Origin of the sequence: Paenibacillus zanthoxyli JH29 (genome assembly GCF_000520715.1) — a bacterium.
Taxonomy (GTDB): domain Bacteria; phylum Bacillota; class Bacilli; order Paenibacillales; family Paenibacillaceae; genus Paenibacillus_AQ; species Paenibacillus_AQ zanthoxyli.
On record NZ_ASSD01000105.1, the window covers coordinates 1 to 15,483 of the forward strand.

14 protein-coding genes are annotated in these 15,483 nt (G+C 52.4%); 4 read left to right on the forward strand and 10 right to left on the reverse strand.

The features are described from left to right. The 3 genes from hisD to L691_RS0104305 form a co-directional block, all read right to left on the reverse strand. Positions 1–824, reverse strand: an 824-nt coding sequence (hisD, locus tag L691_RS0104295; RefSeq protein WP_025688994.1) for a histidinol dehydrogenase, incomplete at its 3' end; no start/stop codon positions are given. A gap of 182 nt (positions 825–1,006) precedes the next feature. Beyond that, on the reverse strand, positions 1,007–1,651 hold the full coding sequence (hisG, locus tag L691_RS0104300) for an ATP phosphoribosyltransferase (RefSeq protein ID WP_025688995.1): 645 nt from the start codon (positions 1,649–1,651) through the stop codon (positions 1,007–1,009). Positions 1,652–1,724: 73 nt separating this feature from the next. Next, positions 1,725–2,939: an ATP phosphoribosyltransferase regulatory subunit gene (locus tag L691_RS0104305; RefSeq protein ID WP_025688996.1), complete on the reverse strand. Its 1,215-nt coding sequence runs from the start codon at positions 2,937–2,939 to the stop codon at positions 1,725–1,727. A 343-nt stretch (positions 2,940–3,282) separates the two neighbouring features. On the opposite strand from L691_RS0104305, the gene gnd reads away from it, so the two are divergent. The 4 genes from gnd (at position 3,283) to gntK (ending at position 8,163) form a co-directional block, all read left to right on the forward strand. Beyond that, positions 3,283–4,182: a phosphogluconate dehydrogenase (NAD(+)-dependent, decarboxylating) gene (gene gnd, locus L691_RS0104310; RefSeq protein WP_025688997.1), complete on the forward strand. Its 900-nt coding sequence runs from the start codon at positions 3,283–3,285 to the stop codon at positions 4,180–4,182. 119 nt (positions 4,183–4,301) lie between these two features. Beyond that, positions 4,302–4,973 (forward strand): GntR family transcriptional regulator, encoded by a 672-nt coding sequence (locus tag L691_RS0104315; RefSeq protein ID WP_025688998.1) that lies wholly within the window; start codon positions 4,302–4,304, stop codon positions 4,971–4,973. Positions 4,974–5,136: 163 nt separating this feature from the next. After that, positions 5,137–6,498, forward strand: coding sequence for a GntT/GntP/DsdX family permease (locus L691_RS0104320; RefSeq protein ID WP_025689000.1), 1,362 nt, complete (start codon positions 5,137–5,139; stop codon positions 6,496–6,498). A 120-nt stretch (positions 6,499–6,618) separates the two neighbouring features. Next, complete coding sequence (gene gntK / locus L691_RS0104325) at positions 6,619–8,163, forward strand: gluconokinase (protein ID WP_025689002.1); 1,545 nt, start codon at positions 6,619–6,621, stop codon at positions 8,161–8,163. A 111-nt stretch (positions 8,164–8,274) separates the two neighbouring features. Here gntK and L691_RS0104330 read toward each other — a convergent pair whose 3' ends face one another. From L691_RS0104330 to L691_RS0104360, 7 genes are all read right to left on the reverse strand, one after another. Beyond that, a complete protein-coding gene (locus L691_RS0104330; protein ID WP_025689003.1) occupies positions 8,275–9,456 on the reverse strand; it encodes an acyltransferase in 1,182 nt (393 codons plus the stop codon). A gap of 64 nt (positions 9,457–9,520) precedes the next feature. Further along, positions 9,521–10,048, reverse strand: a complete 528-nt coding sequence (locus L691_RS0104335) for an acyltransferase (RefSeq protein WP_025689004.1) — start codon at positions 10,046–10,048, stop codon at positions 9,521–9,523. Then, a complete protein-coding gene (gene ppaX / locus L691_RS0104340; RefSeq protein ID WP_025689005.1) occupies positions 10,045–10,698 on the reverse strand; it encodes a pyrophosphatase PpaX in 654 nt (217 codons plus the stop codon). The genes L691_RS0104335 and ppaX overlap by 4 nt, the downstream gene beginning before the upstream one ends. Before the next feature lie 7 nt (positions 10,699–10,705). After that, positions 10,706–11,740, reverse strand: coding sequence for a prolipoprotein diacylglyceryl transferase (gene lgt, locus L691_RS0104345; RefSeq protein WP_025689007.1), 1,035 nt, complete (start codon positions 11,738–11,740; stop codon positions 10,706–10,708). A gap of 12 nt (positions 11,741–11,752) precedes the next feature. After that, entirely contained in the window at positions 11,753–12,691 is a 939-nt protein-coding gene (gene hprK / locus L691_RS0104350; protein ID WP_025689009.1) for an HPr(Ser) kinase/phosphatase, read from the reverse strand. 294 nt (positions 12,692–12,985) lie between these two features. Next, positions 12,986–14,107 carry an ABC transporter ATP-binding protein gene (locus tag L691_RS0104355; protein WP_025689011.1) on the reverse strand — a complete coding sequence of 374 codons (1,122 nt, stop codon included), beginning with the start codon at positions 14,105–14,107 and terminating at the stop codon, positions 12,986–12,988. Positions 14,108–14,209: 102 nt separating this feature from the next. Next, complete coding sequence (locus tag L691_RS0104360) at positions 14,210–15,307, reverse strand: PucR family transcriptional regulator (protein WP_025689013.1); 1,098 nt, start codon at positions 15,305–15,307, stop codon at positions 14,210–14,212. Positions 15,308–15,483: the final 176 nt, after the last annotated feature.

The following is a 15,483-nucleotide window of genomic DNA, read 5'->3' on the forward strand; positions in this document are numbered from 1 at the left end:
CCCTCGGCCAGCGCCTGCGAAGGCGTTACGAGAATAGCCGAAGCCATCTCGTCATGCTCCGCCTGCGACAGCAGGTCGGCGGCGACATAGGAAGGTTCGGCGGTGTCGTCTGCCAACACGACAATCTCGCTCGGTCCGGCGATGCTGTCGATATCGACGGCGCCATACACCTCGCGCTTGGCCAGCGCGACGTAAATGTTGCCCGGTCCGCAAATTTTATCGACCGGGGCTATCGATTCCGTGCCGAAGGCCAGCGCGGCTACCGCCTGAGCGCCGCCGACACGATAGATTTCATTCACGCCAGCCTCGGCGGCGGCGACCAGAATGTACGGGTCGATGCCTTCCTTCCCGCCTGTTGCCGGCGGCGTTACCATCACGATCTCCGGCACTCCCGCGATCTGGGCGGGAATCACGTTCATCAGCACGGAAGAAGGATAGGATGCCTTGCCTCCGGGAACATATACGCCAACGCGCTGCAGCGGCCGGATAATCTGCCCGAGAATCGTGCCGTCGGGCTGCAGATCCATCCAGGAGTTGCGCTTCTGTCTGGCATGGAAGGCGCGGATGTTGTCCGCTGCGGCCCGGATCGCCGAAACAAAAGATTCTTCAACATGCTCGTAAGCGGCTTGAAGCTCCTCCTGGGTTACCCGTACATTGTCACAGTCTAACCGGGCTCCGTCGAATTTTTCCGTATAGCGGAAAAGGGCGGCGTCGCCCTCTTGTTTAATGTCGGCCACAATTTGCTTAACGGCCTTATTCTGCTCAGGGGTACCATAATCGACATCCCGCTGCAGCTTGAAATCCCTGCTGGACTGCACCTTCACTGGTTTTCCTCCTTATATATCCGGATTGCCCTCCTTGGGACACCCGCTTTACGCCTTTCGTTTCTTCTCAAAAAATTGCCAGGGAACGGCCCGCTAACAGCCAACGCTCATTGCGCATTCGATAGTGACCCGGCTGCCAAGCTGTCATTATGTCCAGGATGTACGCCGGAACAGCATACGTATTAACGCAATCCCCGGGCCGGCTCGGCAATAACGCTCTGCAGCCGGTCGCACAGCTGCTGGATTTCCGCATTTTTCATCCGGTAGCTGACCCGATTGGCCACCAGCCGGCTTGTAATCTCGAAGATGCTCTGCTGCTCGACAAGTCCGTTCTCGCGCAAGGTCTGGCCCGTCTCCACCATATCAACGATCCGTTCGGCAAGCCCGATCAGCGGTGCCAGCTCTATAGACCCGTTCAGCTTGATGACCTCTACCTGCTGGCCCTGCTCCCGGAAATACCGTGAAGCGACATTCGGGTACTTCGTCGCCACGCGCTGGTGAATACCCGGTTCCCAGTTCGGCAATCCGATGATCGACATCCGGCAGCGGGCGATGCCAAGGTCCAGCAGCTCGTACATATCCCGGTTCTCCTCTAGCAGAACATCCTTGCCGACGATGCCGATATCCGCCGCTCCGTACTCCACATAGGTGGGTACATCCACCGGCTTCGCCAAAATAAATTCCATTCCCGCTTCAGGCAGCGGTATAACCAGTTTACGCGAAGCCTCGCCCTCCGGAGGTATCGGCAGTCCCGCGGCGCGGAACAGCTCCGCCGCCTTGTCATAAATGCGGCCCTTCGGCATAGCCACTTTAAGTATCTCCGCCATTTGCTTATGTCCGCCTTTCAGTTCCTAAATTATGTTTTTTTATATATCCTTTACGCCTTGGCACGATTCGTCCTCAGCTGCGCTCTTTGACAAATGAAACAAATGTGTAAATCTCCCCATACCGCTTGCCGTCCGCTGTACCCGTCCTGGCCTCTGCATCGGCTGTTGTTAGGTCTCCGGGCTCCGATACCAGCCGGGTTACCACGACATGACCTTCGGCCCGCAGCCGCAGCGACTCCTCCAGCCCTTCCCTGCGCCGCCGTGCATCATATTGAACAAGAGTTGGCAGCTCTTGTTTCTCTTCCGTTCCCCTGACGCCGTCAAGGATACGGTTCGTCTTCAGTGAGAAGCCTGTTGAAGGAACCGACCGTCCGAATTGTTGCAGCAGATTGTCGTAGCGTCCGCCGCTGCAAACCGGGAACCCGAGTTCGGCTGCATAGCCTTCGAACGTCATGCCCGTATAATAAGTGAAATCTCCGACCATAGTCAGATCAATCAGCACATGCTGGGATACTTCATAAGCCTCCAGCACCTCCCAGACCTTGCACAGATGCTCAATCGAGGCGCGAGCGAGCGGATGCCGGCTAAGCTCCAGTGCTTGACCGCAAATCTCCTTGCCGCCGCGCAGCCGCAGCAGCCCGTCCAACTCTTCTTTTTGTTCTTCGGTCAGGCTTAGCCGGCCGACTGCATCACGGAAAGCGACATAATCGCGGCCCAACAAATGGCTCTTAAGCTCGTCCTGCACTTCCTGCAGTTCCGGAGCCGCCTCCTGGAACAGACCGTTCAGGAAGCCGACATGGCCGATGGCGATCTTGAACGTCTCCACTCCCGCTGCCTGCAGTGAAGCAATGGCCAGAGCCACAACCTCCGCATCAGCTTCCGGAGAATCGTCGCCCACCAGTTCGACACCGGTCTGATAAAACTCCGCCTCGCGTCCGGCCTCCTCCTCAATCGCCCGAAATACATTGGCATGGTAGGACAAACGCAGCGGCAGCGGTTCGTCTTTAAGCAGCGAAGAGACAACACGGGCCACCGGAGCCGTCATCTCCGAACGAAGAACCAGCGCCTGGCCGCGATTGTTCAGCAGCTTATACAGCTTCTGGTCCGAGGTCGAGCTGGCAACCCCAACCGTATCGTAATATTCCAGGGTAGGCGTCATAATCTGGCGATAGCCCCATTGGCCCATGCAATTCAGTACATCATTCTCAATTTTGCGCAGTTTGCTTACGGCATGCGGGAGATAGTCCCGAAAGCCAATGGGCTTCTCGAAGCCCTTCGGTTTGGACATATTGAAATTCACCTCATCGGTTAGTAGAAAGTCAAAACAATAGATATTTCGTAAAAGACGCCCCTTATTCTTTACTATGGTAAAGTGGTAGTAAAGTAAAGCATTTCTGATATCGTACCATGACATGTTATTTTTCGTCAATTACAGCCTTTAAATCGACTATTGTGCCCTTATTATAGTCCATTATATCTTTTTTTCGATCGGGCTACCTATTTAAAAAAAGAGCACCAGTAATCGCTTACAAATTTCTCTTTACAAATTTTTGCCCCGGGCGTATTATACAGACAGAAGTTGTATACAGGTATACTTGCATTAATGAAAACGGATAAAGGGGTGATTAGAGATGAAATTGGGTCTGATTGGACTCGGCAAGATGGGATATAATCTGACTTTGAATTTGTTGAACCATGGTCATGAGGTTATCGTAAGCGATCTCAATCCGGAGCCTGTCCGCCAGCTTGAAGGGCTTGGAGCACTCGGGGCCACCAGCATAGCCGAACTTACCGCACAACTTTCTCGCCCGCGCATCATATGGGTAATGGTTCCCGCAGGGGCGCCTGTCGACAGCGTTCTGAATACTCTTTCCGGTCTGCTGGATGAAGGAGACATTGTCATCGAAGGAGGCAACTCTCATTACAAGGATTCCATTGCCAGAGCTGAGAAGCTGGGCGAGTCCGGCATTCACTTTTTCGATGCGGGAACTTCAGGCGGAACCGAGGGAGCGGCCCATGGCGCCTGCTTTATGATCGGAGGCAATCCCGAGATATTCGGCACCATCGAACCGCTGTTCCGCGACCTTGCCGTGGAGAACGGATATTTGTTCGCCGGTCCCAGCGGCAGCGGCCACTTCTTGAAAATGATCCATAATGGTATTGAGTACGGTATGATGCAGGCGATCGCCGAAGGCTTTGAGCTTCTGGAGAAGAGCCCCTTCGACTTTAACTATGAGGATGTTGCCCGGGTATGGTCGAATGGTTCGGTTATTCGAGGCTGGTTGATGGAGCTTACCGAAAGCGCTTTTTCCAAAGATCCGAAGCTTTCCGGCATTCGCGGAGTCATGCAGAGCTCCGGTGAGGGCAAATGGACGGTGCAGACGGCGCTTGACCTTGAGGCCAGCACGCCGGTAATCGCGCTTTCCCTGCTGATGCGCTATCGATCACTTGAGGAGAATACGTTCCACGGCAAAGTAGTCGCCGCTCTGCGCAATGAATTTGGCGGCCATAGCGTTGTAAGAGAAGATTAGCGTAATCCCTTTGGCTAGTGCCGCATTTCATACATAGAACCCGGACGCGCATGTGTGCTATTATCGTAAATAACGAATGTTGGCATACAGCAAAATCGTCCGAAGAGGAGTCGTGTGAAATGCAGTATCCTACCGCCTGGCTGCAGGGTGTCTCGCTTGGAGAGTCTATCGCCTGCCGGTTGAGGCTTCAAATTATAAATGAACAACTTAAAGCTGGAGAGGTTCTCTCGGAGAACCGGATCGCCGAGGAATTCGGAACCAGCCGTTCCCCAGTCCGGGAAGCGCTTAAATCTCTGGCCGCCGAAGGATTGATCCGATTGGAACGGATGGGCGCCGTAATTGTCGGATTGAATCTGGAGAATGTTAAAGAGCTATACGACGTACGCTATCTTATCGAGAGCTTTGCCCAGCAGCGGCTTGCGGGAAGCCCCCAGGATACGTTGATACAGCAGCTTGAGCAGACGATTGACCGGATGAAGCTGGCCGTCAAATATAACGACTACGTGGAATTTGCCTATCAGGATTTTTCTTTTCATGAGGCGATTATCCTTCAGGCCCGTCATACCCGGATTCTTCATTTATGGAACAGCATCCGCCAGATCGTTATGACCGTCATCCTGGTGACAACCGAGCAGGGCTTCGCAGAAGGCGAGGAGCGAATGAATTGGGTCGCAGACAAACACCGAAGCATCGTTGAAGGACTGCGGTCGCAGAATGCGGAAACGATCCGTCAGGTGGTTCAGAACTATTTTGCCGATTCAATGCTGACGCTTGGGCACGCTCTTCCATAACCTTAAAAATTATCTGCCGAACTCTGTCTAATGTATGCTTTTTCTTGTCGACAAGTATACCAATGAACAAAACTGCTTGTTGAAAACGCTCTATAGCAAAAAAATAGAAAATATCTGATGCCGCTCTACAGCCCTGGCATCCACTACTTAAAGGGGGATTATCATGAACAGTTTGTTCGGACTTAGCCATAATGCGACGCTGTTGGTATGGACACTGCTCGTTATTGTATTTCTGGTTGCACTGATTGCCAAATACAAATGGAATCCGTTCGTTACCCTGCTTCTTTCCGCGCTGGCTCTGGGTCTGCTCGCCGGTATGGAATATCAGAAACTGATCAAATCAATTACCGGCGGTCTCGGCGGCACCCTTGGCACAATTGCGATCGTCATTGGCCTTGGAACCATGCTTGGTAAAATGATGGCCGAATCCGGCGGCGCCGAGCGCATCGCCACTACGCTTGTGGACCGGTTCGGGGAAAAACGGGTTCACTGGGCCATGATGCTCGTCGGCTTTGTCGTCGGGATTCCCGTATTCTTTGAAGTTGGCCTTATCCTGCTTATTCCGGTCGTCTTCATGGTCGCCCGCAAAACTAAAATGTCGCTGCTGCAAATCGGAATTCCGGTACTCGCCGGTCTGTCTACCGTACACGGTCTTGTGCCGCCGCATCCCGCGCCAATGATTGCCATTGACGCTTACGGCGCAAATTTGGGCAAAACGATCCTGTATGCCATAATCGTCGGCCTGCCAACCGCTGTGATCGCCGGACCGCTGTTTGGCAAATTTATCGGCAAACGCATTCAGGTGCAGCCGCCAACGGAACTGGCCGAACAGTTTGCCACCAAAAGCGTAAAGACTCTCCCAAACTTTGGAATTACCCTCTTGACAATCCTGATGCCCGTTATTCTGATGCTGATCGGCTCCATTGCCGACATTCTTGATCCGGAAGCGGTAAATGTATTTACGCCATTCGCCAAATTTATCGGGCATGAAGTCATTGCCCTGCTGATCTCGGCTGTCTTCTCCTTCTTCTCGATCGGCTTTGCCCGCGGCTTCAAGAAAGAAGATATCTCCCGCTTCACAAGCGAATGTCTCGCACCTACCGCTTCGATCATCCTGATTATCGGCGGAGGCGGAGCATTCAAGCAGGTGCTGATCGACAGCGGCGTCGGCGGAGCCATCGCTTCGCTTGCAACGCAGACCCATGTGAACCTGATCTTCTTCGGCTGGCTTGTCGCCGCGTTGATCCGCGTCGCTACCGGCTCCGCAACCGTGGCGATGACGACGGCGGCCGGAATCGTCGCCCCGGTTCTTGCTGTAAGTTCCGGCGCCCCTATCGAGCTGGTCGTTCTGGCGACCGGTGCCGGCTCGCTCATCCTCTCGCATGTCAATGACGCCGGCTTCTGGATGATCAAGGAATTTTTCGGCATGTCCGTTGTTCAGACTTTGAAAAGCTGGACAGTAATGGAAACCCTCTTGTCTGTCGTTGCGCTCATCTTCATCTTGATTTTGAGCGTCTTTATATAATTCAATATAAGATAAGCACTTACCCGAAGTCTTTGCGAAGACGTCGCCCTGATCCTTCTTTAGAGGCGGAGAATCAGTCCGGCCCCCTGTCGCATCATTTTTGGAAAGAAGGTCTAAGTTATGAGTACTCAATACATGATTGGTGTCGATATCGGGACTACGAGCACCAAGTCAGTGCTGTTCGAGGAGAACGGGACCATCGTAACCAAGGCGGATCAAGGCTATCCGCTCTATACACCCTCGCCGTCAATCGCCGAGCAGGACCCCGAGCAAATCTTTCGGTCAGTCATGCATACCCTTTCGGCCGTTATGCGGCAGAGCGGGGTGGAGGCCAAGGATGTTCTGTTCGTCTCATTCAGCTCTGCCATGCACAGCGTCATTGCCATTGATAAGGACGGCCATCCGCTGACGAAATGCATTACATGGGCCGACAATCGCAGCGCCGAGCAGACGCTGCGATTGAAGAATGAGCTTGGGGGACATGAGCTTTATCTGCGCACAGGCACGCCGATTCACCCGATGTCCCCGATCACGAAGCTGATGTGGATGCGCGAGGAGCAGCCCGAGGTGTTCGAAGCGGCGTATAAATTCATCTCGATTAAGGAATATATCTTCTTCAAGCTGTTCGGGGATTATATCGTTGACCACTCCATCGCCTCTTCCACCGGCATGATGAATCTGGAACGGCTCGAATGGGATAAGGACGCGCTCAATATTGCCGGTATTGATGAAAGCCGCTTATCCCGCCTTGTGCCGACAACCTGTGCCGCCCGCGGGCTGCTCCCGGAAGCTGCCAAAGAAATCGGGCTCTTGCCGGATACTCCCTTTATCGTCGGCGCCAGCGACGGCGTTCTTTCCAATCTCGGTGTTGGCGCCATTGAACCAGGTGTTGTGGCCGCCACCATCGGCACGAGCGGAGCGATCCGCACAGTTGCCGATCGGCCGATAGTCGATCCCAAAGGGCGGATCTTCTGTTACGCCCTGACCGAGAAGCACTGGGTTATCGGCGGTCCTGTCAACAACGGCGGTATGCTCTTCCGCTGGGTCAGGGATGAATTTGCCGCATCCGAGGTAGAGACGGCCAAACGGCTTGGCATCGATCCTTACGATGTGCTCACCCGGATTGCCGAACATGTGCCGGCGGGAAGCGAGGGCCTGCTCTTTCATCCTTACCTGACCGGGGAGCGCGCTCCGCTTTGGAACGCCGATGCCAGAGGCTCCTTTTTCGGACTCACCATGAACCACCACAAGGAGCATATGATCCGCTCCGTGCTGGAAGGCGTCATCTTCAATCTGTACACCGTAATGTTGGCGGTGGAAGAACAAATGGGGCGCCCGCAGCGGATTATGGCGACCGGCGGTTTTGCCCGCTCTGCCTTGTGGCGGCAGATGATGGCCGATATTTTCGACCAGGAGGTTGTCGTTCCGGAGAGCTTTGAGAGCTCCTGTCTGGGCGCAGCCGTACTCGGTCTGTACGCGACCGGACGAATCGATTCCTTGAATGCCGTGTTTGGCATGATCGGCACAACCCATCGTCATCTGCCGAATAAAGCCGACTCAGGCGTATATAAGCAATTGCTGCCTATTTTTATCTCGCTGTTCCGCAGTCTGGAAAGCAACTATGAGGCGATTGCCAAATTCCAACGCGAGCAGGCCGGGGAATAAGCTCTATATTCAATAAAATCCGGTCGCTTTACAAGAGATGTTTCCCAATTACCCAAAAGGGGCGTTCACAGTCACCCATCATGACCATGAACGCCCCTTCTTTTCTTCTATTCAATCCATCGCTCTATGCTCCTGCCGCAGATTCTGCAGTGGCTGCTTCATTGGACGCTTCGGGCCCGAGCCGAACAGAACCCAGGCGTACTTGATGTACCGGAAAGCTATTGCCACAATAACCCAGGAAAGAAGCAGCGAGACAAGCCAGCCGCCGGCAATCGCCAACGCATAGGCAAGATAACCGCCGTGAAAGTCGATCTTCCGGTAGAAAAAGAGCACGGCCGGATGAAGCAGATAAATCCCGAACGAACACACTCCGGCTGAAATCAACAGTCTGGACCCCAGCCGCCGGCCCGCACCGTATAACAGAAAGGAAAGCTGATACAGCAGCAGACAGGACAGCAGCGCGTGCGCATTCGCAGCCCCTTCGAACCAGAAGCTGTTAATGACCGTTTTTTGCGTATAATTGCTGTTCCACAACTCAACATGAGCGATACCTGCGGCAATCCAAAGCACCCATAGCAGCGCCCACAGCAGCCACTTGCCAGACCGCAAACCTTCACGTGACGGAATGAGCCACGGCTTCAGCGAAGAATAGAAGACCGCGATCGCCGCGCCAAGCAGAAAATACGAGAAATAGGTGATCGCCAGACTTCCTTTGGAAACTTGCCAGTAGCCGTGATTAACCATGTACTTGTTGAGCACCACGAACCCCCATTGAAGCGCAAGCCCGATAAGCGGCGCCCAGGCCGCCAGACGGCGGCTTTTTTGCAGGCACCACAGCAGCAAAGGAAACAGCACATAGAACTGGATAATGATAATAACATAGTACAAATGCGTATAAGCGGTTCCGGTCAGCAAATATTTAGCCATCTTGACTGCCATTTCCTGAGGGGCCATGCTCCACTGATTGCCCGCATACAGCTTAAGCACGAAATAAAACAGCGAGAATACGACATAAGGCACGATAATATAAAGCAGTCTTCTGCCGTAGAATTTACCCAGTGTCTTTCCGGTCAGCGGCCGGTCGATATAATTGTAGAACAGCACAAAGCCGCTTAAAAACACGAAGGAAGGCACGGCGAACTGGCTGAACTTATTGATGAACAAAAACGGGTGAAAAAGCGGTGTGTTCAGTGTTTCCGCAAGCGTTCGCGATGTTGCGTGGATCACCAGTACGGCAAGGATGGAGATTGCCCGAAAAATATCCAACTGCGGAATGCGTTCTTTTTGTTCCATGTTCTCCTCCTGTAACTCCTCCCGCCAATACAAGACAATTTTCCTTCGATTCGTCTTTCACCAGCTAGCGCGGTTCTTGTTGCTGCTCCTCCGCCGTCTCCGGACAGCGGCGTCCCTTTAGTTCCCGCAGCGGATTTCCGCCGACAAACATTCCCGCCGCCACATCCTTATGCACGACCGAGCCTGCGGCCACAACTGCCCCATCCCCGATAGTAACGCCAGGAAGAATCGTCGTATTGGCCCCAATCATCACATTCTCGCCGATAACGACCTCACCCAGACGATACTCTTTGATTAGATATTCATGCGCCAGAATGGTCGTATTGTAGCCAATAACCGAATTTTCACCTATGGTAATCAGCTCCGGAAAAAACACATCCACCATCGCCATCAGCCCGAAGGCTGTATGCTTGCCCACCTTCATTCCGAGCACGCGGCGGTAGATCCAGTTCTTAAGCGGAAGAATCGGACAATAGCGGGCGATCTGAATGAAAATAAAATTTCGGATACCCTTCCACGGGCTGACCGTCCGGTAAATGTACCATAGCGAATTATGCCCTTCCACCGGATAGCTGGTCACCTTTCTGCTCACGGTTTTGCTGTTCCCCCGCCTACAATCTCATACAGGTCCGTCATATCCTGAAGAATATAATCCGGCCCATATTTGCGTAGGGTATCCTCACCCTTCAGCGACCATGCCACCCCGGCTGCCAGCACACCCGCAGCTTTGGCTGATTGAATATCAACTCCGCTGTCGCCAACCATCAGCGTCTTCTCCGGGTCTACGCCCAGATTGCGTACCGCAGTCAGCACCGGCTCCGGGTCGGGCTTGAGCTTAGTGACATCGTTTAGCGTTACAACCGTATCCATGTATTGCTGCAAATCGAACATCTCCAGCGCCCGAATCGTCGTGGGCCGGATTTTGGTCGTTACAACCCCAAGCTTAATCTCCCGGCGGCGCAGCTCTTCCAGCGCTTCATTCACTTTTGGAAAAGACTGAATCAGCTCGTCATGATGCTCCAGCTGGTGGTGGCGGTAGGACGCCTCCAGAGCCGAGACATCTTCGAGATTGGTGAACGCCTTAAGCTGGTCCGGGAGACTGGTTCCCATATGGGGAATCATCTGTTCCCTGGTAATTGCAGGCTGCGCATGTTGCTGCAGCGCGTACATGAACGAGCTGATAATCAGCTCATTCGTATTGACAATTGTACCGTCCAAATCAAATAGAACACATTCAATCATAAAGTGACTACTCCTTTTTATCTTCCTCCAACGGCGGATGGTTTAGATCAGATGGGGGAACGGAGGCGTTCTGCTCCGGGGTACCCGGTTGTTCCGTTGCTACAGGATCGGCTGCATGTGTCTTGGAGGACACAATCGGGTCGGAATAATGGTCTTTGGCTGCCCCTGTTGTCCGGCGGATAATAATAAGCAGAACCGCAGCAATGATAATCAGCAGCGACAGCAGCTGGGATATGCGAATGTTCCCGTAATTCGGGTCGAGGTATCCCTGCTCGAAGCCGAGTCCCTTCATTGGGCTCCATAAACCGTTGATGAACGAGGCAAGACCGCTGCTCCCTCTGAACGCTAGACTATCCGTCCGCAGCGCTTCAATAAAGAAGCGTCCGATGGAATACCAAATGAAATACGACAGAAATAATTCTCCGGCGCGCATAAATCGTTGTCTGCGGAGCACTATAAGCAATACAATGCCGACCAGGCTCCACAGCGATTCATACAAAAAGGTTGGATGATGATACGCCAAATCCGTCTCTATGTACATCTGATTCACAATAAAATCCGGCAGATGCAGATTGCTCCGGAGAAAGGTCTCTTGAACAGGACCGCCATAAGCCTCCTGGTTCACAAAGTTGCCCCAGCGTCCGATCATTTGCCCTGCCAGCAGTGCAGGAGCGCAAATATCGGCAATGCGCCAGAAAGGATAGCCTTTATAGCGGAAATAAATGATACCGCAAATAATGGCACCGATAAGCGCACCGTAGATAGCGATACCACCGTTCCATATTTTGAAGACATCCAGAAGGTTATTTCTGTATTCATCCCACTTAAAAGCTACAAAATAAATACGCGCGCCGATAATCGCCGAAGGAACTCCAAGCAGCAGCATATCCATAAAAAATTCTTGCGGTATGCCGAATCGTTTGCCTTCGCGGATCGCAAGGTATAATCCCACTAAAGCGCCAAATCCAAGTATCAGGCCATACCAGTGAACTCTTAAAGCGCCGATTGAAAAGGCAATCGGATCTAAAGCCAACGGAAACATACTCTCTTCCTCCTAGTCCAGATCATCCATGTCTTCGGATATAGTAGCCGTAAGCTTGTGGGTGAATTGCAGCGCCGCATTGAAGCCCATCTGCTTCAACCGGTAATTCATCGCCGCCACTTCGATAATAACGGCAAGGTTCCGGCCTGGGCGAACCGGAATGGTTACCAGCGGAACATCAGTGTCGATAATACGCGTCGTTTCCTCGTCCAGTCCAAGCCGGTCATATTGCTTATCCTGCTGCCATGCTTCCAGCCGGACGACAAGCGTAATCCGCTTGTGGTTGCGAATCGCTCCGGCGCCGAACAGCGTCATAACATTAATAATACCGACCCCGCGGATTTCCAGCAGGTGCCGAATCAGTTCCGGTGCGGTCCCGTGCAATTGGTTGTCCGAGGTCTGCCGGATTTCCACCGCATCGTCGGCAATCAACCGATGTCCGCGCTTAACCAGTTCCAGGGCCGTCTCGCTCTTGCCGATGCCGCTGCTGCCGGTAATCAGCATGCCTACGCCGTATACGTCGCACAGAACCCCGTGAATGGTCGCCGTAGGAGCCAGTCTCCCTTCCAAAAAGCTGGTCAAACGGCTGGAAAAAATCGTCGTCGCCATCGAGCTGCGCAATACGGGCAGTCCTTTTTCATTACTGACGTCAATCAGCTCTTGAGGAACATCCAGACTGCGTGTGATTACAATGCAGGGTGTCTGGTCGTCAAAAATGCGGCGAATCCGGCTGATCCGTTCCTCGGCAGGAAGCATTGAGAAGAAGGCCAACTCCGTTTTGCCCAGCAGTTGTACCCGGTCTTCAGGATAATATTCGAAATATCCGGCCATTTCGAGGCCGGGGCGGTTCAGGTCATCGACCGTAATCAGCCTTTTCAGACCTTCTTGTCCGGAAATGACTTCCAGTTGGAAATGCTGTACCAATTCCGATACTTTTACCTTCTTGGCCATATCTGTTTCTTCCTTTCATCGCCTGCGGTACATTCCCGCTAGTCCTGCTTCCCTTAACCGGCAGTGTCTGTATAATCTTCCTTCCGGCAGGTAATTCTCCTGCTATCTTAAAGGATAACGGAATTGATTGCAATCATTATGCCGGGGAAGGCGGCTCTAGAGGCGCAGTCTATTTGCTAAAATATCGAGACTGTGAACACTCTGCAATAATTGGGCCCGTGAAGTTTCCGAATCTTGATCTCATCAAAAAAGCCGCCCTAAAGGGCGGCCTCTCACAGAACCTGAAACTGGCTCTTATCCCAGCAAAATGTTCAGTTCCGATTGTTTGTCAAACATATGCACTTTGTTCATGTCGATAGCCAGTTTTGCCTTGCTGCCTTCACGGGTCGTTGAACGTCCGTCTACGCGAGCGATAACAGAATCTTTGCCTACACCGCTCAGGTACAGCAGCATTTCATGACCGAGGTTTTCGGTTACGTCCACCAGACCAGTAAAGATAGTGTTCGGCGAAGCTTCCAGAAATACAGGCTCTTCGTGAATGTCTTCCGGACGAATGCCCAAGATGATTTCCTTGCCAATGTAACCTTTGCTGCGGAGCAACTGAGCTTTGCCCCCTGGGACTTCGACATCCAGATTCTCTGCGAGGAAACGAATAGTACCGTTAACTTCGGACAAAGTACCCGAAATAAAATTCATTGTCGGGGAACCGATAAATCCGGCAACGAACAGGTTTTCCGGATTGTTGTACAGTTCTTCTGGAGAAGCGGCTTGTTGGATAATACCGGCCTGCATAACAACGATACGGTCGCCCATCGTCATAGCCTCAGTTTGGTCATGCGTTACGTAGATGCAAGTGGTTTCAAGACGTTTAACCAGCTTGGTGATTTCGGCACGCATTTGTCCGCGCAGCTTGGCGTCAAGGTTAGAAAGAGGTTCGTCCATCAGGAACACTTGAGGATCACGGACGATCGCGCGGCCCAGTGCGACACGTTGACGTTGACCGCCAGAAAGCGCCTTCGGTTTGCGTTCCAGCAGATGTTCAATATCGAGGATTTTGGCAGCTTCGCGCACTTTTCTGTCGATCTCGTCTTTTTTCACCTTGCGCAGCTTTAGACCGAACGCCATATTCTGGTACACGCTCATATGAGGATACAAGGCGTAGGATTGGAATACCATCGCGATGTCGCGATCCTTAGGTGCTACGTCATTGACAACGCGGTCGCCGATAAACAGCTTGCCTTCGGAGATTTCCTCCAGTCCTGCAATCATCCGCAAAGTCGTGGATTTACCACAGCCAGATGGTCCGACCAATACAAGAAACTCTTTGTCTTTAATATCAAGATTAACATCAATTACCGTTGCTTTATCGGAACCCGGGTATTTTTTAAAAATATGCTCTAAACGTACGCCTGCCATTTGAATTTCCCCCTCGGATTAGTAATAGAGTTCGGAAATAATTCCTGTCACTATCTTACCCCAGACCACCCAAGCTGGCTATTTGTAACGTTCACAAAAAACCTATTTCCTTTTCGTCACTTTATACAATAGCATGGTGAGCTTCATAATCGCCGCGTCTCCAAAGCTCCGTACGTCCGCGCCTGTCTCCTGTTTAATCTTGTCCAAACGATAGAGCAGAGTGTTACGGTGAATGTATAATTTCTTCGCGGTTTCACTAACATTGCAATCCATCTGAAAAAAAGTTTCCAGTGTCAGCAGCATCTCCTTCTCGGCCAGCACGGCCGTATAGTTCCCAAACTGTCCAAGCAGCTGCCGGCGCCGCCCGTCGGGAATGCTGTTGACCAGCCGCTCCAACTGAAGCCCCCAAGGCAAATGAATGTATTCCCCCACCTGAAAAATACGCCCCAGGCTGATCGTCTCTCTCAGCAGCGCGATCGCTCCCGCCAAGCCTTTGACTGGAATGATTGAGGAGGACACGCTTACATGAAATACTCCGACCCACTCGGAGGCGATCAACTCGTGAAGCCCCATACAGGCCTGTGCCAATAGTTCCTCGTCATCAGTCTCCTCAAGCTCTTCCTTGTCTTCTGTGCCGGTTAGCAGCTCTTTACGAATCAGGATGAGCCATTCCTTTTCCTGCAAAGGGATAAGCAGCGCCGAACCATCGAAGTAACTGCGTATCAATTTCAATAGCGACCGGTATGCGATCTCGGAACCATGTGTATTTTCGCTGACCAGCAGGAAAGGAATCATGTCGGTAAACAGGCGGCTCTTTAAAGCAATATCATCGGGAATTTCACCGGCGTCATCATCCAGCTCAAGCTGGGTATTCAACCATACGCTAAGCTGCCGCGCTTCCGTTTCTCCTTCTTCCTTGAAGCCCGAAGCCTTCAGTGCGGCGGCGTAGTTCTCAGCGGCGAACTGGGCCAGCTGCAGCTCTACCGGGGAAAGCCCCTCCTGCTCAATCCAAAGGGCAGTGACCCTTCCTTCGCTTTCATATAGAGGAACCCAGAGACTTCCCTCATATACTGCCGACCGCTCTTCCACTTCCTGTCCAGCACCAAAAAGGGAAGCGGACTGCTGCCTCCCAAATTGCTTGATTCCAGCCTTATTACCGGTGAGCTGCTCCAATTTTTGACGCAACGTTTCAGTGTCCATTGTCAACTTACTCCACCACTTTGCTCTTTTCGCCTATTCTATCATATTTACCGCTCTCCGAAAAAAAGTGCTTTTTTTGCAACTTTCGATAATCTCAAATAGCAAAAAAACCATCACCTTAAAGTGATGGTTAGCTTGGATGAGCCATGAAGGACTCGAACCTTCGACACCCTGAT

Coding starts and splice junctions, on each gene's coding strand:
- hisG (WP_025688995.1), bottom strand. CDS start 1,651: ATGGCGGAGATACTTAAAGTGGCTATGCCGAAGGGCCGCATTTATGAC.
- L691_RS0104305 (WP_025688996.1), bottom strand. CDS start 2,939: ATGTCCAAACCGAAGGGCTTCGAGAAGCCCATTGGCTTTCGGGACTAT.
- gnd (WP_025688997.1), top strand. CDS start 3,283: ATGAAATTGGGTCTGATTGGACTCGGCAAGATGGGATATAATCTGACT.
- L691_RS0104315 (WP_025688998.1), top strand. CDS start 4,302: ATGCAGTATCCTACCGCCTGGCTGCAGGGTGTCTCGCTTGGAGAGTCT.
- L691_RS0104320 (WP_025689000.1), top strand. CDS start 5,137: ATGAACAGTTTGTTCGGACTTAGCCATAATGCGACGCTGTTGGTATGG.
- gntK (WP_025689002.1), top strand. CDS start 6,619: ATGAGTACTCAATACATGATTGGTGTCGATATCGGGACTACGAGCACC.
- L691_RS0104330 (WP_025689003.1), bottom strand. CDS start 9,456: ATGGAACAAAAAGAACGCATTCCGCAGTTGGATATTTTTCGGGCAATC.
- ppaX (WP_025689005.1), bottom strand. CDS start 10,698: ATGATTGAATGTGTTCTATTTGATTTGGACGGTACAATTGTCAATACG.
- lgt (WP_025689007.1), bottom strand. CDS start 11,740: ATGTTTCCGTTGGCTTTAGATCCGATTGCCTTTTCAATCGGCGCTTTA.
- hprK (WP_025689009.1), bottom strand. CDS start 12,691: ATGGCCAAGAAGGTAAAAGTATCGGAATTGGTACAGCATTTCCAACTG.
- L691_RS0104355 (WP_025689011.1), bottom strand. CDS start 14,107: ATGGCAGGCGTACGTTTAGAGCATATTTTTAAAAAATACCCGGGTTCC.
- L691_RS0104360 (WP_025689013.1), bottom strand. CDS start 15,307: ATGGACACTGAAACGTTGCGTCAAAAATTGGAGCAGCTCACCGGTAAT.